The 25,670-nt window shown below is 72.7% G+C and carries 28 protein-coding genes; 10 read left to right on the top strand and 18 right to left on the bottom strand.

Annotated features, from left to right (window positions below):
- Positions 1 to 4 precede the first annotated feature (4 nt).
- Positions 5 to 781, bottom strand: coding sequence for a TetR/AcrR family transcriptional regulator (locus tag ACH4E8_RS06185; RefSeq protein WP_398446039.1), 777 nt, complete (start codon positions 779 to 781; stop codon positions 5 to 7).
- 247 nt (positions 782 to 1,028) lie between these two features.
- On the opposite strand from ACH4E8_RS06185, the gene ACH4E8_RS06180 reads away from it, so the two are divergent.
- Positions 1,029 to 2,033, top strand: a complete 1,005-nt coding sequence (locus ACH4E8_RS06180) for an ATP-binding cassette domain-containing protein (RefSeq protein ID WP_398444888.1) — start codon at positions 1,029 to 1,031, stop codon at positions 2,031 to 2,033.
- On the top strand, positions 2,026 to 2,784 hold the full coding sequence (locus ACH4E8_RS06175) for an ABC transporter permease (protein WP_398444886.1): 759 nt from the start codon (positions 2,026 to 2,028) through the stop codon (positions 2,782 to 2,784). Before ACH4E8_RS06180 ends, ACH4E8_RS06175 begins: the two co-directional genes overlap by 8 nt.
- 28 nt (positions 2,785 to 2,812) lie before the next feature.
- Here the strand turns inward: ACH4E8_RS06175 and ACH4E8_RS06170 are convergent, their stop codons facing one another.
- The 3 genes from ACH4E8_RS06170 to ACH4E8_RS06160 are packed head-to-tail and all read right to left on the bottom strand — an operon-like array spanning position 2,813 to position 5,892.
- On the bottom strand, positions 2,813 to 4,090 hold the full coding sequence (locus tag ACH4E8_RS06170) for a GNAT family N-acetyltransferase (RefSeq protein WP_398444885.1): 1,278 nt from the start codon (positions 4,088 to 4,090) through the stop codon (positions 2,813 to 2,815).
- 24 nt (positions 4,091 to 4,114) lie between these two features.
- The gene (locus ACH4E8_RS06165; protein ID WP_398444883.1) at positions 4,115 to 5,128 is read right to left on the bottom strand and encodes an asparaginase; all 1,014 of its coding nucleotides are present in this window, start codon (positions 5,126 to 5,128) and stop codon (positions 4,115 to 4,117) included.
- A 47-nt stretch (positions 5,129 to 5,175) separates the two neighbouring features.
- Positions 5,176 to 5,892: a hypothetical protein gene (locus ACH4E8_RS06160; RefSeq protein WP_398444881.1), complete on the bottom strand. Its 717-nt coding sequence runs from the start codon at positions 5,890 to 5,892 to the stop codon at positions 5,176 to 5,178.
- A 161-nt stretch (positions 5,893 to 6,053) separates the two neighbouring features.
- Between ACH4E8_RS06160 and dtd the strand changes: the two genes are divergently transcribed.
- Positions 6,054 to 6,491: a D-aminoacyl-tRNA deacylase gene (gene dtd, locus ACH4E8_RS06155; protein WP_398444879.1), complete on the top strand. Its 438-nt coding sequence runs from the start codon at positions 6,054 to 6,056 to the stop codon at positions 6,489 to 6,491.
- A gap of 297 nt (positions 6,492 to 6,788) precedes the next feature.
- Here the strand turns inward: dtd and ACH4E8_RS06150 are convergent, their stop codons facing one another.
- The 6 genes from ACH4E8_RS06150 to ACH4E8_RS06125 all read right to left on the bottom strand — a co-directional run bounded on the left by ACH4E8_RS06150 (position 6,789) and on the right by ACH4E8_RS06125 (position 11,738).
- Complete coding sequence (locus tag ACH4E8_RS06150; RefSeq protein WP_398444877.1) at positions 6,789 to 7,781, bottom strand: YgfZ/GcvT domain-containing protein; 993 nt, start codon at positions 7,779 to 7,781, stop codon at positions 6,789 to 6,791.
- A 9-nt stretch (positions 7,782 to 7,790) separates the two neighbouring features.
- Positions 7,791 to 8,261, bottom strand: coding sequence for a Fur family transcriptional regulator (locus ACH4E8_RS06145; RefSeq protein WP_398444875.1), 471 nt, complete (start codon positions 8,259 to 8,261; stop codon positions 7,791 to 7,793).
- 118 nt (positions 8,262 to 8,379) lie between these two features.
- Complete coding sequence (locus ACH4E8_RS06140) at positions 8,380 to 8,952, bottom strand: FABP family protein (protein WP_398444873.1); 573 nt, start codon at positions 8,950 to 8,952, stop codon at positions 8,380 to 8,382.
- 316 nt (positions 8,953 to 9,268) lie between these two features.
- On the bottom strand, positions 9,269 to 10,120 hold the full coding sequence (locus tag ACH4E8_RS06135) for a hypothetical protein (RefSeq protein WP_398444872.1): 852 nt from the start codon (positions 10,118 to 10,120) through the stop codon (positions 9,269 to 9,271).
- Positions 10,117 to 10,899, bottom strand: coding sequence for a hypothetical protein (locus tag ACH4E8_RS06130; protein ID WP_398444870.1), 783 nt, complete (start codon positions 10,897 to 10,899; stop codon positions 10,117 to 10,119). Before ACH4E8_RS06130 ends, ACH4E8_RS06135 begins: the two co-directional genes overlap by 4 nt.
- Positions 10,896 to 11,738: a hypothetical protein gene (locus ACH4E8_RS06125; RefSeq protein WP_398444868.1), complete on the bottom strand. Its 843-nt coding sequence runs from the start codon at positions 11,736 to 11,738 to the stop codon at positions 10,896 to 10,898. The genes ACH4E8_RS06130 and ACH4E8_RS06125 overlap by 4 nt, the downstream gene beginning before the upstream one ends.
- A gap of 179 nt (positions 11,739 to 11,917) precedes the next feature.
- Here ACH4E8_RS06125 and ACH4E8_RS06120 point away from each other — a divergent pair, with 179 nt between their 5' ends.
- The gene (locus tag ACH4E8_RS06120) at positions 11,918 to 12,280 is read left to right on the top strand and encodes a DsrE family protein (RefSeq protein ID WP_398444867.1); all 363 of its coding nucleotides are present in this window, start codon (positions 11,918 to 11,920) and stop codon (positions 12,278 to 12,280) included.
- A 14-nt stretch (positions 12,281 to 12,294) separates the two neighbouring features.
- Here the strand turns inward: ACH4E8_RS06120 and ACH4E8_RS06115 are convergent, their stop codons facing one another.
- From ACH4E8_RS06115 to ACH4E8_RS06100, 4 genes are all read right to left on the bottom strand, one after another.
- Positions 12,295 to 12,555, bottom strand: a complete 261-nt coding sequence (locus tag ACH4E8_RS06115; RefSeq protein ID WP_398444864.1) for a DUF3099 domain-containing protein — start codon at positions 12,553 to 12,555, stop codon at positions 12,295 to 12,297.
- A 277-nt stretch (positions 12,556 to 12,832) separates the two neighbouring features.
- Positions 12,833 to 13,120 carry a DUF1416 domain-containing protein gene (locus tag ACH4E8_RS06110; RefSeq protein WP_003953525.1) on the bottom strand — a complete coding sequence of 96 codons (288 nt, stop codon included), beginning with the start codon at positions 13,118 to 13,120 and terminating at the stop codon, positions 12,833 to 12,835.
- Positions 13,121 to 13,150: 30 nt separating this feature from the next.
- Positions 13,151 to 13,996 (bottom strand): sulfurtransferase, encoded by an 846-nt coding sequence (locus ACH4E8_RS06105; RefSeq protein ID WP_398444862.1) that lies wholly within the window; start codon positions 13,994 to 13,996, stop codon positions 13,151 to 13,153.
- A gap of 280 nt (positions 13,997 to 14,276) precedes the next feature.
- Positions 14,277 to 14,360, bottom strand: coding sequence for a putative leader peptide (locus tag ACH4E8_RS06100; RefSeq protein ID WP_350807544.1), 84 nt, complete (start codon positions 14,358 to 14,360; stop codon positions 14,277 to 14,279).
- A 297-nt stretch (positions 14,361 to 14,657) separates the two neighbouring features.
- Between ACH4E8_RS06100 and ACH4E8_RS06095 the strand changes: the two genes are divergently transcribed.
- The gene (locus tag ACH4E8_RS06095; protein WP_398444860.1) at positions 14,658 to 15,365 is read left to right on the top strand and encodes a TetR/AcrR family transcriptional regulator; all 708 of its coding nucleotides are present in this window, start codon (positions 14,658 to 14,660) and stop codon (positions 15,363 to 15,365) included.
- A gap of 63 nt (positions 15,366 to 15,428) precedes the next feature.
- On the opposite strand, the gene ACH4E8_RS06090 is transcribed toward ACH4E8_RS06095, so the two are convergent.
- The 4 genes from ACH4E8_RS06090 to ACH4E8_RS06075 form a co-directional block, all read right to left on the bottom strand.
- Positions 15,429 to 16,178 carry a DUF2993 domain-containing protein gene (locus ACH4E8_RS06090; RefSeq protein ID WP_398444858.1) on the bottom strand — a complete coding sequence of 250 codons (750 nt, stop codon included), beginning with the start codon at positions 16,176 to 16,178 and terminating at the stop codon, positions 15,429 to 15,431.
- Positions 16,179 to 16,500: 322 nt separating this feature from the next.
- Entirely contained in the window at positions 16,501 to 17,724 is a 1,224-nt protein-coding gene (locus ACH4E8_RS06085; RefSeq protein WP_398446037.1) for a hypothetical protein, read from the bottom strand.
- A gap of 625 nt (positions 17,725 to 18,349) precedes the next feature.
- Positions 18,350 to 18,604, bottom strand: coding sequence for a MoaD/ThiS family protein (locus ACH4E8_RS06080; protein ID WP_398444856.1), 255 nt, complete (start codon positions 18,602 to 18,604; stop codon positions 18,350 to 18,352).
- Positions 18,605 to 18,656: 52 nt separating this feature from the next.
- On the bottom strand, positions 18,657 to 19,511 hold the full coding sequence (locus ACH4E8_RS06075) for an alpha/beta hydrolase (protein ID WP_398444854.1): 855 nt from the start codon (positions 19,509 to 19,511) through the stop codon (positions 18,657 to 18,659).
- A 319-nt stretch (positions 19,512 to 19,830) separates the two neighbouring features.
- Between ACH4E8_RS06075 and ACH4E8_RS06070 the strand changes: the two genes are divergently transcribed.
- From ACH4E8_RS06070 to ACH4E8_RS06050, 5 genes are all read left to right on the top strand, one after another.
- Entirely contained in the window at positions 19,831 to 20,706 is an 876-nt protein-coding gene (locus ACH4E8_RS06070; RefSeq protein WP_398444852.1) for a response regulator transcription factor, read from the top strand.
- 100 nt (positions 20,707 to 20,806) lie between these two features.
- A complete protein-coding gene (locus tag ACH4E8_RS06065; RefSeq protein WP_398444850.1) occupies positions 20,807 to 21,829 on the top strand; it encodes a LacI family DNA-binding transcriptional regulator in 1,023 nt (340 codons plus the stop codon).
- Positions 21,830 to 21,957: 128 nt separating this feature from the next.
- Positions 21,958 to 23,157, top strand: coding sequence for a S1C family serine protease (locus tag ACH4E8_RS06060; RefSeq protein WP_398444848.1), 1,200 nt, complete (start codon positions 21,958 to 21,960; stop codon positions 23,155 to 23,157).
- Between the two features lie 97 nt (positions 23,158 to 23,254).
- On the top strand, positions 23,255 to 23,986 hold the full coding sequence (locus tag ACH4E8_RS06055; protein ID WP_398444846.1) for a response regulator transcription factor: 732 nt from the start codon (positions 23,255 to 23,257) through the stop codon (positions 23,984 to 23,986).
- A gap of 143 nt (positions 23,987 to 24,129) precedes the next feature.
- Positions 24,130 to 25,548 (top strand): sensor histidine kinase, encoded by a 1,419-nt coding sequence (locus tag ACH4E8_RS06050; protein WP_398444844.1) that lies wholly within the window; start codon positions 24,130 to 24,132, stop codon positions 25,546 to 25,548.
- Positions 25,549 to 25,670 lie beyond the last annotated feature (122 nt).

Below are 25,670 nucleotides of genomic sequence, written 5' to 3'. Positions count from 1 at the left end.
GCGTTCACTCCCGTCCCTCCTTCGTCCGCTCACCTTCCGCCACCCCGTCCTCCGCCACGCCGCGCTGGCGCATCAACTCCGCGACCCCGTCCAGGATCCGGGCCAGCCCGAACATGAAGTCGTAGTCCGGGTCGTCGCCTTCGAGGAACATCCCGGACCTGAGCAGCCGCGTCACCGACGGGTGCCGCTCGGGGTCGGCCAGCCGCTCCAGCGTGCCGAGGTACCGGCGCATGAACGCATCGGGGTCCCCGCCGCCGTTCGCGACCGCCACCCCGAGGTCGACCGCGACCATCGACTCGTGCCGGACGAAGCCGTTGATCAGCATGACCACCGAGAGCCGGTCGCCGTCGTCGAGTCCGGTCGGCTCCAACGCCACGAGCCCGCGCTCCCACCAGGCAACCGAGTGGGGCGTGGCCGGCGGCCCCGAGATCGGGATCTGGAGGACCCACGGGTTGCTCCGGAAGCGTTCGCGCTGCGCCACGGCCCAGGCGGTGATCGCCCCGCGCCAGTCGTCGCCGGGCGGGGGCGGCGGGGGCGGCGGCCCCACCGCGACCTCCTGCATCAGCAGGTACAGATCGCTCTTGGCGGCCACGTACCGGTAGAGCGACATCGTCGAGACGCCCAACTCCTTGGCCACCCGCCCCATGGAGACCGCGCCGAGCCCTTCCGCCGCCGCGAGGTCGACGGCCGCGGCGACGATCCGGTCCACGCCGATGCCGGGCTTGGGCCCCTTGGACGGGCGCTCGCGCAGCCCCCACGCGGCCTCGACGCTGGCGGGCAGCGCAGTGCCGTCACCGCCGCTCCCGACGCCCCGGCCTCCGTCGCCGCTCCGACCCCCGCCGCCGCGGCCGGCGCCCCCCGCACCCTCACCGTCGTTCGTCACTCGCCCTCACCGTCCGCCCTTTCGCGCCTGCCACCCGGTCGTCCCGTCGGCACTGCGCCGCCCGGTCCCGCTTGACGCCCATCCTAGTAATGCGTAACCCTTACGCAGTAGCGCGTATGTCATACGCAGAAGGGAGTCCCACGTCATGGAGACACCGGCCATCACGGCCACCGGCCTGGCCAAGAGGTACGGGGACCTCACCGTCCTCGACGGAGTGGACCTGGAAGTGGCCCGGGGCACGGTCTTCGCCCTGCTCGGCCCCAACGGCGCCGGCAAGACGACGACCGTGCGCATCCTCACCACGCTCACCGCAGCGGACACCGGCACGGCCCTCGTCGCCGGCCACGACGTGGCCACCGAGCGCTCGAAGGTCCGCCGCGCCATCAGCCTCACCGGCCAGTTCGCCGCGGTCGACCAGAAGCAGACCGGCGCGGAGAACCTGCGGATGATGGCCCGGTTGCGCGGTCTGTCGCGCCCCGCGGCCGCCCGCAGCACGACCGCGCTCCTCGAACGCTTCGACCTCACCCGCGCGGCCGGCCGGCTCGCCGACACCTACTCCGGAGGGATGCGCCGCCGGCTCGACCTCGCCGCCTCCCTCGTCGGCGACCCCGAGGTGGTCTTCCTCGACGAGCCGACGACCGGCCTCGACCCGCGCAGCCGCGCGGAGCTGTGGACGGTGGTGCGGGAGTTGTCGGCGGCCGGCACGACGGTCTTCCTCACCACCCAGTACCTGGAGGAGGCCGACCGGCTCGCGCACCGCATCGCCCTGGTCGACGGCGGCCGGATCGTGGCCGACGGCACCGCGCAGCAGCTCAAGGCCCGGGTCGGCGGCCACCGCCTGGAGCTGGTCCTCGCCGACGCCGCCGCCTTCGTCCGCACCGCGCACAGGCTGCCGGCCCACGGCGGCGCACCGGCCCACCAGTCACCGCAGGACCTCACCATGTCCCTGCCCACCGACGGCACCGCGGACTCCGTCCGCGCCCTGCTCGACCTCGCGGACCCGGACCGCACCGACGTCGTCCGCTTCGCCCTGCACGAGGCCACCCTCGACGACGTCTTCTTCGCCCTCACCGGCAACAGCGGCACCGACGGACCGGGCGCCGCGGACCGCACCCACAGCGCCCCGGGCAAGGAGCCCTCCCATGCCTGACGCCCTCGTCCGCGCCACGACCATGGCCGGCCGCGCCATCCGCATCAGCCGGCGCAACGTCGACGCCGTCATCACCGCCATGGTCCTGCCGGTGATGCTGATGATCGTCTTCGTCTACCTCTTCGGCGGCGCGATCCAGACCGACGCCCCGGAGTACGTCACCTACGTCGTCCCCGGCGTCCTCGTCGTCTGCGCCTGCTTCGGCGCCGCCAACACCGCCGTCGCCGTCTCCGACGACATGCAGGGCGGCATCATGGACCGCTTCCGCTCGCTCGACGTCGGCGGCGGCGCGGTGCTCGCCGGCCACGTCGCCGCCAGCGTGCTGCGCAACCTGGCCGCCACCGCCGTCGTCCTCGGCGTCGCCCTGCTCATCGGCTTCCGCCCGGACGCGACCGCCGCCGGCTGGCTCGCCGCCCTCGGCCTGCTGGTGACCTTCCTGGTCGCGATCTCGTGGTTCTCCGCCGCGATCGGCCTGCTCGCCCGCACCCCGGAGGCGGCCGGCGGCTTCACCTTCTTCATGACCTTCCTGCCCTACCCGAGCAGCGCCTTCGTCCCGATCGACTCGATGCCCGACTGGCTGCACGGCTTCGCCGACCACCAGCCGATCACACCGCTCATCGAGTCCCTGCGGGCACTGCTCCTGTCCGAGGCCGCCGGCAGCGCGCCCTGGACCGCGCTCGCGTGGTCCGCGGGCATCCTGGCCGTGTCCGTGGCCGCGTCCGGCGCGCTCTTCCGGGCCCGTACGAAGTAGGACGCGCCGCCCGGAGCCGGGACCCGGCTCAGAACACGTCCGGGCACCACGGCCGGCGCGCCGTGCGGAAGACCCGGTCCGCCACGGCCGCCGCCCCGGCGCGCTCCTCCTGCACCGCGCCGAGCGCGGCCAGTCGCACCGCGGACGCGTCGCCGAGGTACAGCGCACCCAACTCCCTTACGTCCAAGGTCACGTCGGGCGCATCGGCGGTCGGAACGCAGCTCGACCCGTCCGGCGCGACCGCCAGCCGGAAGCGGCCGTTCGCCAGGCCCGCGGGGTCCTGCACGTCCAGGACCAGGGACGCGGAGACGTCGTACGTCCGGGCCTCCAGCGCCCGCGCCACGTCCAGCAGCCGCACCCACAGGAAGTCCGCCTGCGCGACCGGGCGGGCCGCGCGCGGGTCCGGCAGCAGGAGGGGCAGCAGGTCGTCGGGGGCGCGCCGGCCGGTGCGCAGGGTGGTGACCCAGTCCAACGAGCACAGGTAGCGCCACAGGGCGCGCTCGGCCGCCGGGGTCACCGCGAGGAACTCCTGCACCGACACGGTGTTGTCGGGCTGCTTGCCGTCGTCCCACTTGCGGTCGTTGGCGTACGCCACGAGGCCCTCGACCTCGCCGGCAGCCGACCGGTACACCGCGTAGAAGGGCTCGGTCCACGGCTGGCTCGGGATCCGGATCTCACCGGTGTTCACCCGCCACCAGCGCTCGTTGCGGGAGACGGCGCCGGGCTGGCCGGCGGCGAACCGGGCGTGCAGCTCGGGGCCGATCTTGCGGAACTCGGCCACCTGGACCAGGTCGATCCGGCCGCCGTCGGCCGGGCCCGACCAACGGCGGTCGACGCCGGCTCGGGCCACGTTCACCGCCCACTCGGTGACCCAGGTGGCGGGCCCGTAGCCGAACCGGCCGTAGATCGGGTACTCGGCGGAGATCAGCGTCGACAGCACCTCCCCGCGCTCCTTCGCCGCCGCGAGGTCGGCGCCCATGATCCGGCTGAGGACGCCGCGGCGGCGGTGGGTGGCGGTGACGGTGACGTTGGTGACCGCGTTGGACCGGACCGCGGCGCCGCCGACGACCGTCAACTCCTGTTCGAAGGTGCGGTACGTGGCGACGATCCGCCCGCGGTCGAAGGCGCCCACCGCCCGCGTCAGGTCCGCCCCCTCGCTGCGCGCCTCCACCTCGCCCTCCTCCAGCGAAGGGGAGTGCTGGAAGCCGACGCCGACGGCCCGCAGCCAGTCGGGGTACTCGGAGGAGGGGTCGATGGCGCGGACGTCGAGGTCAGTGGGGCGGGAGGAGGAGGTGGAGGAGGTCATCCCGCCACGCTAGGCAGAGACCGCTCAGAAAGTCGCGCCGATTTCGCCGACCTCGACGCCGCCGCCCAGCAGCGGCGCACGTCGGATGCGGTCCACCACCGGACCGGTCACGCCCATCAGCTCCAGCGCCCGCCCGAGCACCGGCCCGAGCGCCCGGCCCGCACCGTCGTCGATCTTGAAGGCGAGGGCGCGGCCGTCGGGCAGCGCCACGGCCTGGACGGCTTCGGCGCCCATCTTGGAGAGCGTCCCGGGGACCTCGCGCATCAGCCAGGTGTCGGGGCGACGGGTGCCCGCCACGTAGTCGGGGTGGGCGCGCATCGCGTCCGCGACCCGCCGTCCGGCGGTGCCGGGGTCGGCGAGCACCAGGGAGCGGAAGGCGCGCGCCAGCCCGGTGAGGCTGATCGCCATCAGCGGGGCGCCGCAGCCGTCCGTGCCGACGGCCGCGACCCGCTCGCCCGCCGCCTCCTCGACGGCCTCGTGGACGAGCTGCTGGAGCGGGTGGTCCGGGGCGAGGTAGGACGTACGGTCCCAGCCGTTGAGCGCACAGGCCGCGAGCATCGCCGTGTGCTTGCCGGAGCAGTTCATGGTGATCGGGTCGCGGGTGCGGCCGGCCGCCAGGTACGCCTCCGCCTCCGTCGGGTCCAGCGGCAGGTCGGGCGGGGTCTGGAGCTCCTCGGGCCGGATCCCGTACTCGGCGAGCATGGTGCGCACCAGGTCCAGGTGGAAGCCCTCGCCGGAGTGGCTCGCGGCGGCGAGCGCCAGCCGCTCGCCCGCGAGGTCGAGCCCGGCCCGCAGCACCGCAACGGCCTGCATCGGCTTGTTGGCGGAGCGCGGGAAGACGGGGGCGGCGACGTCGCCGACGGCCAGCTCCACCCCGCCGTCGGGGGCCAGCACGACCAGGGAACCGCGGTGCCGGCCCTCGACGAAACCGGACCGCACGACCTCGGCGAGGACCGGGGAGACGGCCCCGGTCCCGGCTTCGGGGTTCAGACCCGGGGATATCGCGGGGTTGCTGCTGCTCGACTCGGCGACGGTCATGTGGGGGCGGCCTTCCAGCGCGGGAACCCGCCTCCGGAAGGATCGCTTCAGGTCAGCAGGTCGTCTACTTGTGCTTCTCCTTCACGGTACCTGCGGGCGATCTCCGCACTGCAATCGTCGGCCGTGCGCTGCAACACGTGCCGACGGCGCGAGACCTGCTGCTCGTAGCGGACCAGCCGGCCCATCGCGGCGTGCAGCTCGTCGTCCGTCCGGGCGGCCGGGTCCGACAGCTCCACGTCGGCGAGCATCTTCGCCGCCAGCAGCCGGTACTCCTCGCTGTGCGGGGTGGACACCGTCACGTGCCGGGCGGACGAACGGTGGCTGGAGGGCGCGTCGGCGAGGATCCCCGACAGCCGTTCGACGAAGGCCGCCGCCTCCTGCTCTCCGGTGCCGCCGGTCGCGTCCACCGGCCCGTCGGCGGCCGTCGCCCGGGCCGCGGACCCCTCTCCGGCCGCGGACCGGTCCGGCGCCGGGTCCGGGTCCGGTTCGGGTTCCGGGTGCGCGCGCCGGACCAGCTCGGCCCGGAGGATGTCGATGCGGCCCTGGAGCAGCCGGCGTACGTAGCTGAGGTCGGCCTCGTCCTGCTGCGACTGGCGGCGCAACGCGCGCAGCTCGGGCAGGCGCAGGGCGGGCAGCTCGTACTGCGGGAGGTCGGCGAAGTGCTCGGCGAGGTGGTCGACGGCCCGGGACGGCGCCTGCCCCGTGCGCTGGTGCGGCGGACGGGCGGGGTTGACCGTCGTCCGCCTGGTGCCCGAAGTGCTCATGTCCGTTTGTCCGTCCCCTCGACCGGCGCGGGGGATTCCCCGGGCCCCCCGCAGACCGGGGGGCTGGGCCGGGGGACCGCACCGCCTTGGTGAATGGTGCCATTCCGGAACCATTCGACGCAGGCGCTCTGCACCCGTTCAGCCCCGATAGGTTGGGCGGTATGCGTGCGGTGGTGCAGAGGGTGGACGGTGCGAGCGTCACCGTGACGGACGAGTCCGGGACGCGGACGGTCGGGGAGATCGTCGGCGAGGGGCTGTGCGTCCTCGTCGGGGTCACCCACGAGGACGGTGCGGAGCAGGCGGAACGGCTCGCCCGCAAGCTGTGGTCGCTGCGGATCCTGGAGGGCGAGAAGTCCTGCTCGGACGTGAACGCGCCGCTGCTGGTGATCTCGCAGTTCACCCTGTACGGAGACGCCCGGAAGGGCCGGCGTCCGACGTGGAACGCGGCGGCGCCGGGGGCGGTGGCGGAGCCCCTGGTCGACGCGGTCGTCACCCACCTGCGCGCGCTGGGCGCGCGGGTGGAAACGGGCCGCTTCGGAGCGGCGATGCGGGTCTCCCTGACGAACCAGGGCCCCTTCACGGTGCTGCTGGAGGTGTGAGCCCCGCGGAATCTCCCGCCTGGCCTGACGACCCGCCGTTGCCCTGCGGGAGCGCTGGTCTCCGCGCCCCGGTGGTGGGCTTGTCGCGCAGTTCCGCGCCCCTGTTCCGCTCCCCCCGCCCCCGGCACCTTGCCTGCGGGCCGAGGCAGGGGTTTCAGGGGCGCTGGGGGTCCCCCACGCCTCCAGGGCGTAGGGGGCGGAACTGTGCGAACGGCCCCCACCGGCCCCAGGGACCAGCGCTGCCGCTGGGAAACGGCGGGTACGTCAAGGGGCGCGTGGGCGCGGGCGCCCGCGGGGTTACGGCTCGACCACCGGTTCCTGCGCCGCCGCGGTCGTGCCCGCCAGCAGCTCCGCGTCCAGCGGAACGTTCCGCTTCACCAGCGCCAGCGCGATCGGCCCCAGCTCGTAGTGGCGCGCCGACGTCGTGACGAAGCCGAGCTGGCGCCCCTCAGCGCCGTCCGCCGCGAGCCGGATCGGGGTGCCCGGCCCCGGCAGGTGCACCTCGCTGCCGTCGAGGTGCAGGAAGACCAGCCGACGCGGCGGCTTGCCCAGGTTCTGCACCCGGGCCACCGTCTCCTGCCCCCGGTAGCAGCCCTTCTGGAGGTGGACCGCGGTGCCGATGAGACCCAGCTCGTGCGGGATGGTCCGGTGGTCGGTCTCGAAGCCGAGGCGCGGGCGGTGCGCCTCGACCCGCAGCGCCTCGTACGCCAGCATCCCGGCGAGCGGCCCGTGCTGCTCCGCGTACGGCTCCAGCTCGGCGCGCGGCAGGAAGACGTCCCGGCCGTACGGCACCTCGCGCACCGTCGCGCCCTCGGGCACGGGCGCGATCGACCCGGCCGGCAGGTGCACCACCGCGAAGTCGTCCGTGCGGTCCGCCACCTCCACCCGGTAGAAGAACTTCATCGACTCCAGGTAGGCGACGAGTTCGTCCTGGGTGCCGGGCTCGACGTGCGCCCAGAGGGTCTCGCCGTCGTCGACGAGGGAGAGCGCGTGCTCGATGTGCCCGTTCGCGGTGAGGATCAGCGCCTCGGTCGCCTGCCCGGCGGGCAGGTCGCTGACGTGCTGGGTGACCAGCAGGTGCAGCCAGCTCAGCCGGTCCGAGCCGGTGACGGTGACGACGCCGCGGTGCGAGAGGTCGACCAGCCCGGAGCCGTCGGCCAGGGCGCTCTGTTCCCGGAAGATGTCGCCGTAGTGCGCGGCCACGCCTTCGTCGACGCCTTCGGCCGGAACGGCACCGGGACGGGACAGCAGCGGGCTCAGCGGACGCTTCGGGCTCTTCACAGTGGCCATGGGGAAAGCCTACGACCCGCTCGACGGGGACTCGTCGGCCGTGGCCCCGTCCGCCGGCGGCGCCGCCGCCGAGCACTGCTCGCAGCGGCCGAAGATGGCGAAGTGCTTCATGTCGGTGTCGAAGCCGAAGCTCTGCTTCAGGGTCTCGGTGAAGGGCGCCGCGACCTCCACGTCCGCCTCGATGACGGCGGTGCAGTCCCGGCACACCAGGTGGATGTGGTGGTGCCGGTCGGCAAGGTGGTAGGTGGGCGCGCCGTGCCCGAGGTGGGCGTGCGAGACGAGCCCCAGCTCCTCCAGCAGCTCCAGGGTCCGGTACACCGTGGAGATGTTCACGCCCGACGCCGTCTTGCGGACCTCGCAGAGGATGTCGTCGGGCGTCGCGTGCTCCAGGGCGTCGACGGCTTCCAGCACCAGCTGACGCTGTGGAGTCAGTCGGTAGCCGCGCTTGCGCAGGTCGCTCTGCCAGTCGGTGGTCACCACACCTCCCAGTGTAGGGAGGCGCGGCGCACCGCCCGCGGGAAGCGGACGGGGACGGCTGCGACTGAGGCTACGGCTACGGCTACGGCTACGGGGAGCGAAGGGCCGCGCGGGCGGGGTCCTACTTGAAGAAGGCGATGCCGTCGTCCGGGAGGTCGCCGAGGTCCTTCGCCCACTCCGCGACCTGCTCGGGCGTGACGGTCTTCTTCAGGTGCGCCGACATGTACGGCCGCAGCGGCACCTCGGGGGTGGACTTCTCGCCCACCCACATCAGGTCGCCCTTCACGTATCCGTACAGCCGCTTGCCACCGCTGTACGGCCCGGACGCGGCGGTGCGCGCGACGGCGTCCGTCACCAGGTCGATCTGCGGCTTCTGGTTCGCCAGCTCGCCATACCAGACCTCGACGACGCCGTCGTCACGCACCATCACGACCTCGACCTTGCGGTCCTTGTCGATGCGCCAGTAGCCGTGCTCGCTCTCCAGCGGGCGGACCTGCTTGCCCTCGGAGTCCAGGACCCAGGAGTGCGAGGAGTACTCGATGAAGTCCCGGCCGTCGTGGCTGAAGGTGACCGACTGACCGAAGTTGCACTTCTCGGCGCCCGGGAAGTCGGAGACGCCGGCGCCCTCCCAAGTGCCGAGGAGGAAGGCGAGGGGGACGAGGTCCGGGTTCAGGTCGGACGGGATCTCGATCATGAGCGACTTCTGTCAGTGGGTGCCGGTGGTGGTGCCGACACGACGGACGGGCTTGCGGGTGCGGTCCGGCAGGGTCAGCGCTGACCCTGGTACAGCTTCTTCACGGCCAGCACGGAGAACGCGGCGACACCGATGCAGACCAGCACCAGCAGGGCCTCGAAGAAGGCAATAAGCACGGAGTGCTCCTCGTACGGGTTCGGACGGGACAACGTCCGGACGGAATGCGGACCGGGCCCCAGCCTAATGGGTTGGGGCCCGGTCGCCCCTGCGGGGGCGCGTCAGCGGGTGCGCAAGGAGTGCGCGGGGCGTACGCGCGTCAGCTCAGGAGCTGGCTCTGGAGCACGAGCGTCTGGTGGAACGGGACGACCGCGGCCCCGCCCTTCTTCTCCTGCACGACCAGCGCGAGCGTGTCGCCCGCGTGGACGTACGCCTGCCGGGTGTGCGTGGCACCGCCGTCCCCGGGTTCGAGGAAGGGGTACGCGGAGATCCCCGGCGTGCCGCCCAGGGTGTCCCAGGTGACGTCCTCTTTCATGGGGAGGGTTCCCTTCAGCGGCTGGCCGGCGTCCGAGTTGTCGTAGCTGCCCGGCCCTTCGTAGGCGAACCGGAGCGCCGTGTCCGCGTGGTTGAACCTGAGCAGGTAGATGCGGGAGGCCGTGCCGTCCGGCATGGTCCAGCCGCGGGCCGCCACGTGGCGTACGGCGTACTCGGTGAGCGCCAGCCTGATCCGCGGACGGGCCTCCTCGGTGTACTCGGACAGGAACTGTTCGCGGGTCGTCCAGCCGCCGGTCAGCTTCTTGTCCTGCCGTGCCCCCTCGGGCGCCGGCAACAGCAGCTTGCGCAGGTCCGCGTGGTGGATCCCGGCGTCGCTCTGCTGGCTGAAGGGGCGCGGACTGCCCTTGGGGAGCGCGGGCAGCGACAGCTTCGGGTACGTCCAGCGGCCGTCGTCGTCGGTGGCGAGGCCGGGGACGTCCTCCCGTTCCATCGAGCCGATGCCGTACGCCGTGCCGGCGCCGAGGCCCAGGCAGAGCAGTAGGGCCGTGCTCCAACGGCCGACGGCACGCAGCACCCTACGATCCCGAGCGGCCGGCACCGACTGAGGCTCGGCCCCGGCCCCGGTCTCGGCCCCGCTTCCGGTTCCGGTCTCGGCCCCGGTTCCGGTCTCGGTCATACCGCCTCCCTGCGGATCGTGAGGTGGTCCATCTGCTGCTTCATGAAGTCGCTGGCGTCGGACGGAGTCAGATGGTTGTTCCCGTAGGTCCGCATGAACACGTAGTCCGTGCCCGCGTACCCGTAGCAGACGAACTCCCGCAGTTCGTAGTCCTCGTACTCGCCCCCCGAGGCGAACAGCGGGCTGTCGTGCACGACGTAGCAGGCCGTGTTCTTCCGGTGGCCGTCGACCTTGGGACCCTTGGGCACCTCCAGGGCCTCGACCAGCGAGGTCTGCACCGCGTACAGGCCCCGGGACTTCCGCCCGTCCGCCATCCGCACCACGTCCACGTCCACGCCCACGGCCTGGAACTCGCGCTCGTAGACGTACGTGCGCCACGCCACGCCTTCCACCCCCATCCGTTCCACGTTCCGCTCGAACTCGCGGCGTTCGCTGCCCGTCAGCCCGCCCCCCGTCCGCTTGAACCGTTCGAGGGCCTGCGGACCGCTGAGTTCGCCGTCGTTGCCGTCGGACGTCATCCGGTCCGGACCGAGTCGGTAGCCGTAGGGGGCCGGAAGGAGCAGCTTGCTGAGGGGGGTGTCGGACCTCCCCCTGTCGAGGTCGCCGGCCGGGTCGTCGGGAAGCTTCCCCTGCGCCTGGTCCCAGACCTTCGTCGGCGCGGACCGGTCCGCGCCCTCGGCCGTGACCGCGAGGTACGTCGCACCGGCGACGACCACCACGACGGCCAGCGTGAGGGCGAGCGCCACCGGCAGCACTCGACGGAACCGCGCGGACTTCACAGGCGCTCCAATTGCTGCTCGGCGAGGGTGCGGATCTCCTTTTTGCCGATGGGCTTGGAGTCCCAGACGTTGATCTCGGCCATGATGTCGCCGCGTTGGAGGGCCGCCCGGGCCCGGTACAGCGGCTTGGATCCGCTCTCCCGCTGGACCTTGAAGAGGTACGTCCGACTGGACTCCGTGCCCGCCAACTGGTCCCCCGTGCCGTCCCCGACGACCTCGGAGTCGTAGAAGTGCGCCCGTGAGGCGAACGCTTCCGCCCCCTCGTAGCTGCGGAACTGGACGAGGTGGACCACCCACGTGCGGTCGCCCTTGGTCCAGCGAGCGCCCGCACCGCGCCGCATGTCCTCCCGCAGGAGTTCGTTCGCCGTGTGTTGCTCGTCCGTGAACCCCCGGGCGTAGGACCTGACGTCCATCAGCCCGTCGTCGAGCCACTCCGCGCCGACGCTCCGCGCCCCCGCCGGCTTCGGTAGCAGCAGCTTGCGCAGGTCGCCCTCCGTCTTGACCCGGTGGTCCTCGGCCGCGGTGAGGGCCGTCGGGCGCTGGTCCGCGGGGAGCGGCTTCGCCGGGTAGGCCAGGCCCGGCTGGCTCAGGGGCGGCAGCGGCTTCGGCTCGCGGTCGGCCTGGACTCCGTAGCCGACGGCCGTGCCGCCGACCAGGCCGACGACGGACGCGACGGCGAGCAGGACGGCGGTGGCGCCGCGCGGCCGACGTCGTACGGCCGGCGCCTCAGCGGACCCCCCGTCCGCTGCCGCCTCGGCCTCCTCTACCGCCTCTGGTGTTTCCGGTGTTTCCGGTGTTTCCGGTGCTTCCGGTGCTTCCGGTTTGTTCTGGTGCTCCAATGCCCCAAGTCCCCCCAATGAGACCGGTACGTACGCGATGCGCGTACGGGATACGAAAGGAACGCGAGGGCGCCCGCGGCGCGCGGCCGGTTTCGCCACGGCCGCAGCCGTGGACGCCTGCTCCGAGCAGACCTCTACCGGACGACGGGGGTTGTGCGCACGGGGATTACAGTTCGGGAATGGCCGAAAAGCTCGTGATCAAGGTAACTGCCGGAGCCGACGCACCGGAACGCTGCTCGCAGGCGTTCACGGTGGCCGCGGTCGCCGTCGCCAGCGGCGTCGAGGTGTCCCTGTGGCTGACCGGCGAGTCCGCGTGGTTCGCGCTGCCGGGGAGGGCCGCCGAGTTCGAGTTGCCGCACGCCGCACCGCTGCCCGACCTCATCGCGTCGATCCAGGCCGGCGGGCAGATCACCCTGTGCACGCAGTGTGCGGCGCGCCGTGACATCACGGAGCAGGACGTGTTGGCGGGCGTCCGGATCGCGGGGGCGCAGGTCTTCGTGAGCGAGGTCATGGCCGACGGCGCCAAGGCGCTCGTGTACTGACACCCGCCGACGGGTCAGCGGTGGTGGCGCTTGCCGTCGAGTTCGTCCCACCACTCGTCGGACTGTGGATCGCCGGTGGGGTCGTCCCACCAGCGGTCGTCCGGGCCCCGTCGGTTCGCCACGATCGCGGCGATCGGCGGGATGACCATGGCGACGACGCACATCGCGATCGCGGCCGGCACGGACCACAGGCGCACGACCGCCCAGGCGGAGACAAAGAGGAAGATGCACCCGCCCATGAGCAGGAAATAGGCACGACGCCGCCGCGCGTACATACGTCCAGCGTACGGCGATCGGGCCGGCGCCGATACGCCCCGACACCGGCCATCCGCCGGTGTCGGGGGCGAACAAGCACGGACGGACGAACAGGCGGACGACCGGAGGGCGGAAACGACCGGAGGGCGGAAACGAACGGACGGTGGAAACGAACGGACGGCGGAAACGACCGGAGGGCCGCACCCGGTCCAGTGGCGTCCAACCCCCTGGGGTGCGGCCCTCCGGCCGTTCGTCCGCGCACGCCGCTCGGGCGCGCGCGGACCGTCCACAACGCGGTCAGACCGCGATCGCGACCTCCGACAGACCACCGGTCTGCGCGACGACGGTGCGGTCCGCGGTGCCGCCGGGCACCAGGGCGCGCACGGTCCACGTGCCCTCGGCCGCGTAGAAGCGGAACTGGCCCGTCGCCGAGGTGGGCACCTCGGCGGTGAACTCGCCGGTCGAGTCCAGCAGGCGGACGTAGCCCGTCACGGGCTCGCCGTCGCGGGTCACCTGCCCCTGGATGGTCGTCTCACCGGGCTTGATCGTCGAGGCGTCGGGGCCGCCGGCCTTCGCTCCACACATACAGCTCTCCTACTGCTTCCGGGTCGGGGGTTACTTCGCGGCGCCGAGCTCGATCGGCACGCCCACGAGGGAGCCGTACTCGGTCCAGGAGCCGTCGTAGTTCTTGACGTTCTCCACGCCCAGCAGCTCGTGCAGGACGAACCACGTGAGCGCGGAGCGCTCGCCGATGCGGCAGTACGCGATGGTGTCCTTCGCCAGGTCCACCTGCTCGGCCGCGTACAGCTCCTTCAGCTCGTCGTCCGACTTGAAGGTGCCGTCGTCGTTGGCGTTCTTGGACCACGGGATGTTGCGGGCGCTCGGCACGTGGCCGGGGCGCTGCGACTGCTCCTGCGGGAGGTGCGCCGGCGCGAGGAGCTTGCCGCTGAACTCGTCGGGCGAACGCACGTCGACCAGGTTCTGCGTGCCGATCGCGGCGACGACGTCGTCGCGGAAGGCGCGGATGGAGGCGTCCTGCGCCTTGGCCTTGTACTCGGTGGCGGGGCGCTCGGGCACCTGCGAGCCGTCGACCAGGTCGCGGGAGTCCAGCTCCCACTTCTTGCGGCCGCCGTCGAGGAGCTTGACGCCCTCGTGGCCGTAGAGCTTGAAGTACCAGTAGGCGTAGGACGCGAACCAGTTGTTGTTGCCGCCGTAGAGGACCACGGTGGTGTCGTTCGCGATGCCCTTGGCCGACAGGAGCTTCTCGAAGCCGTCCTGGTCGATGAAGTCGCGGCGGACCGGGTCCTGGAGGTCCTTCGTCCAGTCGATCCGGATCGCGTTCTTGATGTGGTTCTTGTCGTACGCGGACGTGTCCTCGTCGACCTCGACGATCGCGACCTTGGGGTCGTCGATGTGGGCCTCGACCCAGTCGGCGTCTACCAGGACGTCGCTGCGGCTCATGTTGTTTCTCCTCCGGGGCAGTTGCGGCGGTTCGGCGCCAGAGCACTGTGGAAGCGGTGCTCGCTGTGGAAGCGGTGCTGCGGAAGGGTGCCTGCTGTGCTGGTGCGGTGGTGCGTGGTGCGGTGCGTTCGGTTCGCGGGCGTTGTACGTGCGTACCCGGTCTATACGGACGGTCACGGACGACGACGGACGGCGGACCGGCGGCGCCGGGGACCGCACAGCGGCACGGGCCCCGATCTTCTGGCGAGGGCCGGGGCGAGGACGGGAGCGGTGCTCCCGCTCAGACGGCGCGACAGAGCATGGCGGCCACGCGGCACAGGTCGACTGCCCGCCGCTTAGTGAGATCCGCCTGTCGCTGCTTCATGCGTCCGATCGTAGGGACGCGGCGGGCGGGATGTCACCGGTGTGTCGAATATTGAGACGAGATCGACCAGCATGCGATACGTTCACCGGCCCGAGGCCCTCCCCGCACCGCCTCCCGCGGGGGCTTCCGGGTCCGCTTTCTACCCACCGGACAGGTCCGTCTCACCATGCGGCCGGATGTCTCGGAAGCCCGTAACCAGGGCGTCCACGCCGGGCCCGCGACGGGTGCCCCTGACAGCGACCTCCGAGGCGGACCTCTGTAGTGGACGTTCTATCTAGTAGCGGTACATTGGGTCGGATGAAGACCAGGGCACTGCACCAGACGAGGAACGCGTCCGCCCCGAAGGGCGGTACGAACGGGCCCGAGGGGGCGGACGGGACGGACGGGACGGACGGGACGGACGGGGCGAACGGGACCGCTGGGGCCACCGCCGACGTCCCCGGCACCCGTGAGCGGATCGTGCGCGCCGCATCTCTGCTGATGCAGCGCCAGGGGTACGACGCCACCCCCATCAAGCAGATCTCCCAGAAGGCCGAAGCCACCTTGGGCTCGGTGTACCACTTCTTCCCCGGCGGCAAGCAGGAGCTGGCCGTGGCCGCCGTGCAGCGCGGCGACGAGGAGTTCAGCGAGATCCTGCGGGAGATCTTCGACGGCGAACCCGACCCGGCCGATGCGGTCCTCGCCCTCACCCGCTCCCTCGCGGACGGGCTGCGGGAGTCCGACTGGATCGACGGCTGCCCCGTCACCGCCACCGCCCTGGGGACCGCCGGCCGGCTCCCCGACATCCAGCGGGCCGCGGCCGAGGCGTTCGCGCGCTGGCAGTCGGTGGTCTTCGACGAGCTCCGGTCGGCGGGCATCCCCGAGCAGGACGCGGACGACCTCGCCTGCACCGTCATCAGCACCCTGGAGGGCGCCGAACTCGCGGCCCAGGTCGCCCGGGACGACAAGCCGCTGCGGCTGGCCGGAACGCACCTGGCCCGACTCATCGCGTCCTACCAGAGCTGATTCCGCGAGCGCCCCTCAGGGGTGCGCCGTCAGGAGCGCGCCGTCACGGGCGCGCGCCTTCGGTCAGCCGACGGCGACGTCCTGCGCCCGGCCGGAGAACCGCAGCCCGTCCTCCGCCGCCTCCACGCGGTCCAGCGTGATGCGGGACGGCACGCCCTCGATCGTCATGTCGTAGTCGACGGCGTCGCGCATCAGCCGGTCGAAGCCCGGCAGCGGAATGCCGCCGGGCAGGGTCTCCGCCTTGAAGCGGACCGTCTTGCCGTCGACCAGCTCGACCGTGCTGTAGATCGTGACCTCGCCCGTCAGCAGGGACTCCAGACGGCTGCTCCCCAGGTCCCGACCCGCGCTCTTCAGCAGGTCCTTGGGGGTTCCGGTCACCTTCACCTGCCCCTTCGCCGCACGCTCCGGGCCGGCGTAACCCACGGTCGCGCCCTCGGGCGCCGCCTTGGCGAGGTCCGCGTAGGAGATGCGGGCGGAGCCGTCGGCCCGGCCCGCGACCGCGGACGAGAAGTCGCTGCCGATCTTGACGTCCCGCAGGTCGGCCTTCACCTCGGTCACGTTCACCGTGCGGCCGTCGGCCTTGGCGGTGACGCCCTCGACGCTGACGTCCACCTCGTCGAGCTGCTTGCCGAGCACCTGGGTGAGGAAGGGGAAGCCCTTGATGGAGACGTCCGGCGTCTGGGAGAGTCCCTGGCTGCTGCGGATCTTGTCCGCCGTCTCCGACTCGGCCACGTTCACCGCGATGCGGTCGGCCGCGATGAACAGGCCGCCGAGTATGACCGCGGTGATCAGGAGTATTCGCAACGCGCGCATGGCCCAGGGCCCCCAAGTCGTCCGGCCGGAAGTCGTCGACGAACGACCGTCGAGACCCTTCGAATAGAGCTGACGTACGACTGCGGACGATGGTTCCGAAAGGGACGGGTGGCAAGGCTCACCCGGTGGTGGGTTGTTCGCGCAGTTCCGCCCCCAAAGAATGCCTCCGCCCGCGGACAAGTGACGGGGGGAGGCGAATCAGGGGCGCGAGGAACTGCGCGAACGACCCACCACCGGACCGCGGAGACCAACGCACCCGCAGGGAAACGGCGACTACGTCCACGCGCACAGGGACGCGTGCGCGGGACGTTCAGGACCCGCTCTAGGCGAGCACCCTGCCGACCAGGTAGACCGCGGGTGTCGCCATCGCCAGCGGCAGCGCGACGCCCGCCGTGAAGTGCACGAACCGCGACGGGTAGTCGTAGCTGGCCGCGCGCAGGCCCACCAGCGCGAGCACGCCCGCCGCGAGCCCCAGGAGCGCGCCCTGCGCGCCCAGGTCCGTCATCCCGCCCACGAGCGCGCCGGCGCCGGCCGCCCCCAGCATGCTGAGCGCCACGGACGCGACGCCCGGCACGGGCAGCGCCCGGGCGACGACCGCCACGGCGACCGCTACCCCGCCGACCACGACCGCGTCGGCCGACGCAGCCAGGTACCCGGCCGCGACGACGGCGAGCGCGGCGGACGCGACCGTCGCCATCAGGCCGTACATCCGCTCGTCGGCGCCGGCGTGGCTGCGCAGTTGGAGCACCACGGTGAGCAGCACCCACACGCCCAGCGTGCCGATGATCGCGGCCGGCCCGTGCTCCCGGCCGACGGCCAGCAGCACCACGTCGGCCACGAAGCCGCCCAGGAAGGCCAGGGCGATGCCCTGGCGGGCGGGCCACATGCCGTTCAGCCGGAACCAACCGGCCGCGGTCACCGCCTGGAGCAGTACGAGCGGTACGACCAGCGCGTACGACCCGATCGCCGCGCCCGCCGCGAGCAGCAGGCCGAGCGCGGCGGTGAGCCCGGCCGGCTGGATGCCGGGCGCGATGATCGGCGACCGGCCCTCGGCGCGGGCGCGCTGGGCGTCGGTGATCCTGGTGTTGCCGCTGGTCCTGGGGGAGCTGTAGCCGGTGTCGGCGGCCGCGGGCACCACCTCGGGGGTGATCGCCACAACACGCGGGGGCGCCGCGGCGTGCGGCGCCTCGGGCGGCAGCGGGTACGCGCCCTGGGGCGTGCGCCCGTGTCCGCGCGCCCCGGCCGACGGCCCGGGCGGCCCCGACGGTACGGGCGGCAGGAACGCGGTCTCCTCCGCGGCGCTCGCCGGCGCGGCCGGTCCGGGGGGTACGGGCGGCAAGTACGCCGTCTCGTCCCCCGCACCCGCGGGCGGGACCGGCGGGAGATACGCGGTCTCTTCGGCGGCGCTCGCCGGCGCAGCAGACCTGGCGGGCGGGTTGTGGCCGGGGTGACTGGCGTGACCGGTGGGTCCGTTGTGCCCGTTGTGCCCGGACGGTGCGGGCGGTACGGGTGGGAGATAGGCGGTCTCCTCGGCCCCGGACGGCACCGGCGGCAGGTACGCCGTCTCCTCGGCGGGGCCCACGGGCTGCCGGGTGGTCCCGAGCGGGGTGAGCCCCGGTTGGTACTGGGTGTCCCAGGTCTCGCCCTGCCAGGTCTGCGCGGCCTGCCCCGCCTGCCCCGTCGGGCTCGCCTGACCGGCCCGACCGGTGTCCTGGTACGGCGCCTGTTGCGGGTAACCGTATCCCTGGGGCTGCTGGTGCGAGGGGTACGACTGCTGGGCGTGCGGGGGCTGAGGCTGGGGCTGGGGCTGCTGGTACGGCTGCGGCTGGTACGGCTGCTGAGGCTGGGCGTACGGCTGTTGCGGCGGGTACGCCTGAGGGTGACCCGGGTGGCTGGGGTGACCCGGGTGGCCGCCGTGACCCTGCTGCTGCCCGTACCCCGCTCCCGCGTACGGGTTGTACGCCCCCGCCTGCGGTTGCGGCGGCTGGTGCTGGTGCTGCTGGGGCTGCGCGTACGGCTGCGGCTGCTGGGACTGGGCGTATGGCTGCGGCTGCGACTGCGACGGCCCCCGCCCCTGCTCCTGGTCCTGCCCGTACGGCGGCGGGGCCGGCTGCGGGGGCGCGTACGGGTCGTACGGCGGATACTGCTGCTCGCTGCTCATGCTGTCCGGTTCACCCTCCTGCGAACGGCGGCAGCACCTCGACCGTGCCGCCCTCCGCAAGCCGTACGGTCTCATGGTCACGGGTCCCGACGGGAGCGCCGTCGACGAGGAAGGAGCACCGCTCCAGCACGCGCGTCAGCTCACCGGGGTGGCTCCGGCGCACCGCGGCGAGCGCGTCCGCGAGCGTGTCCGCCGCATACGGCTCCTCCGCGACCCCGGCCGCTTCCTTGGCCGCAGCCCAATAGCGGATCGTCCCCGCCGGCATGCGCCGCTCCCCTCGTCCTCCGTGTCGTACTCCGTGGTTCCGTCGGGGACCATCATGAGCCATCGGAGACGGCCCCCGGGTCCGTGAGCCAGTCCGCCAGACGGCCGAGCAGCGCCTCGTCGGCCGCGTTCTCCGCGTGCCCCATCCCCCGCTCCAGCCACAGCTCCGCAGGTCCGGCCGCGGCCAGCATGCGCGGGTGGTCGAGCGGGAAGTACGGGTCGCGGTCGCCGTGCACGATCAACAGCGGCGTCGGAGCGATCAGCGGCACCGCCTCGACCGGAGAGAGGGGGACCGGGTCCCAGTCCCGGTCGTCGATCCGGGTGCCGAGTCCGTAGCGCCCGACGGCCCGCCCGAGGCGTCGCGTCACCACCCAGTGGACCCGGCGCATCGACGGCGTACCCCGGTAGTACCAGCGCGCGGGAGCACTCACGGCGGCCACGGCGTCCGTTCGTGCCTCCGTGCGCCCCCCGCGCCCGGAGGCGTGGAGGGCGGCATGGCGGAGTGCGATCGAGCCGCCCATCGAGAAGCCGACGGTGGCGACGCGTTCGTGCCCCAGCGCCCGGGCCCACTCGACCGCCGCCGCGAGGTCCAGCACCTCGCGGTCACCGACCGTCGAGCGCCCGCCGGACCGGCCGTGACCTCGGAAGGAGAAGCTGACGACGGCCGCGCGGCGGGCCAGCACCGCCACTGCGCGGCGCACCGCCGGCCGGTCGACGGAGCCGGTGAAACCGTGCGCGACGACCACGGCTCCGCCGCCCGGGGCAGCCGTCCCCGGTACGGCCGCACACGGTTGATAATTCGCCTCAATACGGACACCATCGGAAGTCCGGAGCCATGCGCGCCGGGCCGGGGACGTGATCTGGGATACGTCCACAGTGTGAAATTCGCCCTCTGGATCAGAACGCATGTGGGCTATTGTGCTGCGAAGAGGATCCGGGCGAAGCAGCCCCCGGGTCCTTTTGCGTTTCCGGCCCGTTGTTACAGGCACGTGAACGGAACGGACGCGCGAGCAGAATGCTTTTCCGCATTCCGGGAACGGACCGGACGGACCGAACGGACGAAACAAGCCGGCCGGCCGGACCGGACCGGACGGACACTCGGAATGCGGACCGACCACAGGGCCGCAGCACCACCACGTCCTCGCAGGACCGAGGAGGAACAGACGTCATGGGTGAGCGAACCGTGCACCACCGGCGAACAGCCAGGACGGGAGCAGGTGACCCCCGATGAGCTCGCTTCTCCTACTCACCAACGCCCTCCAGCCCTCCGCCGAGGTGCTCCCCGCCCTCGGGCTGCTGCTGCACAACGTGCGGGTGGCCCCCGCCGAGGGCCCGGCGCTGGTGGACACCCCCGGCGCCGACGTGATCCTCGTCGACGGGCGCCGCGACCTCCCCCAGGTGCGGTCGCTCTGTCAGCTGCTGCGCTCCACCGGCCCCGGCTGTCCGCTGATCCTGGTGGTCACCGAGGGCGGCCTCGCGGCCGTCACCGCGGACTGGGGCGTCGACGACGTCCTGCTCGACACCGCGGGACCGGCCGAGGTCGAGGCCCGGCTGCGACTGGCCACCGGCCGGCAGCAGCTCGGCGCCGACGACTCCCCCATGGAGATCCGCAACGGGGACCTGTCGGTCGACGAGGCGACGTACAGCGCGAAGCTGAAGGGGCGGGTCCTCGACCTGACCTTCAAGGAGTTCGAACTGCTGAAGTACCTGGCGCAGCACCCCGGCCGGGTCTTCACCCGCGCCCAGCTCCTCCAAGAGGTCTGGGGGTACGACTACTTCGGCGGCACGCGGACGGTCGACGTCCACGTGCGACGGCTGCGCGCCAAGCTCGGCCCGGAACACGAGTCGCTGATCGGGACCGTACGGAACGTGGGCTACCGCTTCGTTTCGCCGGAGCGGCCCGAGCGGCCGGAGAAGTCCGAGCGTCCGGAGAAGCTGGAGAAGCCGAAGTCCGGGTCAGTGGGATCGGCCGGTTCGGTGGGTTCGGTGGGTTCGGCCGGTTCGGTGAGTCCGGTGGGTTCGGCCGGAGCTTCCGGGCCGGCGCGTGCAGGCGGCTCCGGGAAGGCCGGAACGGTGGTTCCGGGCGCGGGAGCCCGCGCGTAGGACGTGCACCGCGGGCCGGCTGCGGGCCCGCCCTGTCCACCTGTTGGGATCCCTCGTACGACCTGCCCGGAGCGGGGTCACCACGCGTAGACTGCCGCGCGTGGCCAAGGTGACGCGGGACGACGTTGCGCGACTGGCGGGGACTTCCACCGCCGTCGTGAGCTATGTCATCAACAACGGACCCCGGCCGGTCGCCCCGGCGACGCGGGAGCGCGTGCTCGCAGCGATCAAGGAGCTGGGCTACCGGCCCGACCGGGTCGCCCAGGCGATGGCCTCCCGGCGCACCGACCTCATAGGGATGGTCGTGCCCGACGCCCGCCAGCCCTTCTTCGCGGAGATGGCGCACGCCGTCGAACAGGCCGCGGCCGAGCGCGGAAAGATGGTCCTCGTCGGGAACTCCGACTACCGCCGCGAGCGCGAGGTCCACTATCTGCGGGCCTTCCTCGGCATGCGGGTCTCCGGGCTGATCCTCGTCAGCCAGGGGTTGACCGAGAGCGCGGCGGCGGAGATCGAGGCGTGGGAGGCCCGGGTCGTGCTGCTGCACGAGCGGCCCGAGGCGATCGACGACGTGGCCGTGGTCACCGACGACATCGGCGGCGCCCAGCTCGCCACCCGGCACCTGCTGGAGCATGGACACGAGTACGTGGCGTGCCTCGGCGGGCCGGACGAGACCCCCGCCGTCGGCGACCCCGTCACCGACCACGTGGAGGGGTGGCGGCGGGCGATGCTGGAGTCCGGCCGGACGGTCGAGGGCCGGCTCTTCCAGGCGCCGTTCAACCGTTACGACGCGTACCAGGTCGCGCTGAAGCTGCTGTCGGGGCCGGACCGCCCGCCGGCGATCTTCTGCGCCACGGACGACCAGGCGATCGGCGTGCTGCGGGCAGCGCGGGAGCTGCGCATCGACGTGCCCGGCGAGCTGGCGGTCGCCGGCTTCGACGACGTCAAGGAAGCGCATCTGACCGATCCGCCGCTGACCACGGTCGCGTCCGACCGGCCGGCGATGGCGCGGGCGGCGGTGGACCTCGTGCTCGACGACAGCCTGCGGGTCGCGGGCTCGCGCCGGGAGCGGGTGCGGCAGTTCCCGTCGGGGCTGGTCATCCGTCGTTCGTGCGGCTGCGGCTGACGCACGTCGGGTAGGGCTCGGCCGCGCGGCGCTTCGCGGCGCGGCTTTACACGGCCCGTACGGAACTCTGCGCGGCTTCTCAGTGCCGCCTCAGACTCCTCTCATCTGGCGCGGCGACAGTCGTTCCCATGACGGACTTCTCGCGCAACCGCAACGACGCACAGCCGCAGCCCGGGCCCGAGGGCCGGCAGGAGTTCCCGCACACGCAGTCGCAGCCGCAGCCGCAGGCACCGACGTACGGGCAGGGTCACGACACCACGGGGTACGGCACCCCGGGTCACGACACCACGACGTACGACACCGGGGGGTACGGCACCACCGGGTACGACGCCACGACCCACGACGCCACTGCGCCCGCCGCGACCGAACCGTACGCGTCGCACCAGGCGCCGCCGCCTCCGCAGTCCCCGCCCGCCTGGCCCCCGGAGGCCGCGGCCTGGTCGGGCGGCGCGGCGCCTCGGGCGGCCCGCGCCAAGCGGCCGGTCGCGCTGCTCGTGGCCGTGGCGATCGCCGCCGCGGCCGTCGGCGGCGGTGCGTCCGCCCTGGTGGACCGGTTCACCGGCGACGGCGGCGGCACCGGCGCGAGCAGCGGCTCCGGCATCAGCGGTACGAACGTCTCCACCAGCAACAAGGGCACCGTGGCGGGCGTCGCGGAGGCCGTGTCCCCGAGCATCGTGGAGATCAAGGCGGCCGGCGGCAACGGCGCCAGCACAGGCTCCGGCGTGATCATCACGTCCAGCGGCGAGATCATCACCAACAACCACGTCGTGTCGGGCGCCGACACCGTGCAGGTACGCCTCGACGACGGCAAGACGTACACCGCGGACGTCGTCGGCACCGCGCCCGACAAGGACCTCGCCCTGGTGAAGGTGCGGGGAGCGAGCGGTCTGAAGGCCGCACCGCTCGGTGACTCCGGCAAGCTGAAGGTCGGCGAGGAGGTCGTGGCCATCGGCTCCCCCGAGGGCCTGACCGGCACCGTGACCAGCGGCATCGTCTCCGCGCTCGACCGGGACGTGACCGTCGCGACGGACCCGGGGCAGCGGCGCCCGGACACGGGATGGCCCTTCGAGTACGGCGGCCGGCAGTTCAACGGCGACACCGGCGAGTCCACGACCACGTACAAGGCCATCCAGACGGACGCCTCCCTGAACCCGGGCAACTCCGGCGGCGCCCTGATCAACATGAACGGGGAGATCGTCGGGATCAACTCCGCCATGTACTCCCCCAGCGCGGCCACCGGCTCGACGGCCGGCAGCGTCGGCCTCGGCTTCGCCATCCCCGTCGACACCGTGAAGGCCAGCCTCAATGACCTGCGCGCCGGCAACTAGGAGTTTCACGGACGGCTGGGGCGGGCTCACCGACGACGCTTCGGCGCCCGCGGGCGAGGGGCGGCCGGCCGGAGACGGGACGTGCGAGGCTGTCCGCATGACTGACGAGCGCATCCTGATCGTCGACGACGAGCCCGCCGTCCGGGAGGCCCTCCAGCGCAGCCTCGCCTTCGAGGGGTACGCGACGGAGGTCGCCGTCGACGGTCTCGACGCGCTCGACAAGATGGCGTCGTACCGTCCCGAACTGGTCGTCCTCGACATCCAGATGCCGAGGATGGACGGCCTCACCGCGGCCCGCCGCATCCGCGCCGGCGGCTCGACCGTGCCGATCCTGATGCTGACCGCCCGCGACACCGTCGGCGACCGGGTCACGGGCCTGGACGCGGGCGCCGACGACTACCTGGTCAAGCCGTTCGAACTGGACGAGCTCTTCGCCCGGATCCGTGCGCTGCTGCGCCGCAGCTCGTACGCCGCCGCACAGCTCGCCGAGGCGGTCGGCGACGTCGAAGGCGCCGGCGACGTGCTCAGCTTCGACGATCTGACGATGAACCTGAGCACCCGCGAGGTGCACCGCGGCCGCCGCGCCGTCGAGCTGACGCGCACCGAGTTCACCCTGTTGGAACTGCTGCTGACGCATCCGCGCCAGGTGCTCACCCGCGAGCAGATCCTCAAGTCGGTCTGGGGCTTCGACTTCGAGCCCAGTTCGAACTCGCTGGACGTGTACGTGATGTACCTGCGCCGCAAGACGGAGGCGGGCGGCGAGCCGCGCCTCGTCCACACGGTGCGGGGCGTCGGGTACGTGCTGCGCGCGGGCGGCGGTGACGCGTGACGCAGGCCGGGGGTCCCCCTCCCACGGACGCCGAGCGCGGACCTTCCGGCTTCGGCGGCACGGGACCAGGCGGTACCGGCGCGGGCAGTACGAGCGCGGGCGGTGTGGGCCCGGGCGGTACGAGCGCGGGCGGCGGTACGGGCTTGGGGTGGCGCCTGGTGCGCCGGTTCCGCAGGCTGCCGTTGCGCTCGCGCCTCGCGCTGCTGGTGGCGACCGCCGTCGCCATCGCCGTCGCCGCCGTCGCGGTCGTCGCCTGGCTGCTGGTGCGGGCCCAGCTCAACGACGAGCTGAACACCTCCCTGAAGAACGTCAGCGCGCCGACGCAGGTCGTCGTCGACGCCCTGAAGCAGTGCGAGGTCGGCACCCAGATCCACGTCACCGAGAAGCAGTCCTTCGCGTACACCCAGATCGTGGGGCCGGACGGCTCGCGCTGCGTGGCCCGGTACAACGTCCCGGTGAAGGTCACCGCGCTGGACGTGGCCGTCGCCAACGGCCAGCGGGAGAGCGCCCTCCACGACAGCGTCACGGACAACGGCCAGCCCGTGCGCGTGCACACCGTCCGCGAGATCGGCCCGGGCAACACGTCGATCGCGGTGTCGGTTTCCCGCCCCCTCGACGAGATCGACACCTCCCTCAACCGTCTCGCGCTGCTGCTCACCGCCCTCGCCGGACTCGGCGTGCTCGGCGCTGGTGCGGCCGGGCTGTGGGTGGCCCGGGCGGGGCTCCAGCCCGTGGACCGGCTGACGGAGGCGGTGGAACACGTGGCGCGCACGGAGGACCTGACCGTACGGATCCCGTCCGACGGGGACGACGAGATCGCCCGGCTCTCCCGCTCGTTCAACGCGATGACCGCGGCGCTCGCCTCCTCCCGGGACCGTCAGGCCCGGCTGATCGCGGACGCCGGGCACGAGTTGCGCACCCCACTGACCTCGCTGCGCACCAACATCGACCTGCTCGTGCGCAGCGAACGGACGGGCCGGGCCATCCCGCCCGCCGACCGGCGCGCGCTGTTGGAGAGCGTACGGGCGCAGATGGTGGAGCTGGCGTCGCTGATCGGCGACCTCCAGGAACTGTCCCGGCCGGACTCGGCACAGGGCGGCCAGCAACTGTCGATCGTCGGGCTGCACGAGGTCACGGCGACGGCGCTGGGGCGCGCCCGGCTGCGGGGACCGGAGCTGACCTTCGTCGAGGACCTGACGCCCTGGTACGTGCGGGCCGAACCGGCGGCGCTGGAACGGGCCTTGGTGAACGTCATGGACAACGCGGTGAAGTTCTCCCCACCCGGCGCCACCATCGAGGTGCGATTGCAGAACGGCGAGCTGACGGTGCGCGACCACGGCCCCGGCATCCCCGCCGAGGAACTGCCGCACGTCTTCGAACGCTTCTGGCGCTCGCCCTCGGCACGGGCCCTGCCCGGCTCCGGGCTCGGACTCTCGATCGTGGCGCGCACGGTCCAGCAGGCGGGCGGCCAGGTGCGGTTGGAACCCGCAGCGGGCGGCGGCACTGCCGTGGTGATCACCCTCCCGGGCGCCACCACACCCCCACCGACGACCCTCTCCTAGCTCCGCCCCGCCCGTCCGGGCTGGTCACCCCTGTGACCGACCCCGGACGGGCGGTGCTCAAGCCCTTGGTGCTCAAACCTCTGGTGCTAGAGCCCTCGGCACGCGAGCCGGTGGCGCTAGAA

Origin of the sequence: Streptomyces sp. NPDC017979 (genome assembly GCF_044328175.1) — a bacterium.
Lineage (GTDB): Bacteria > Actinomycetota > Actinomycetes > Streptomycetales > Streptomycetaceae > Streptomyces.
This window is presented reverse-complemented; position numbering and strand designations above follow the sequence as displayed.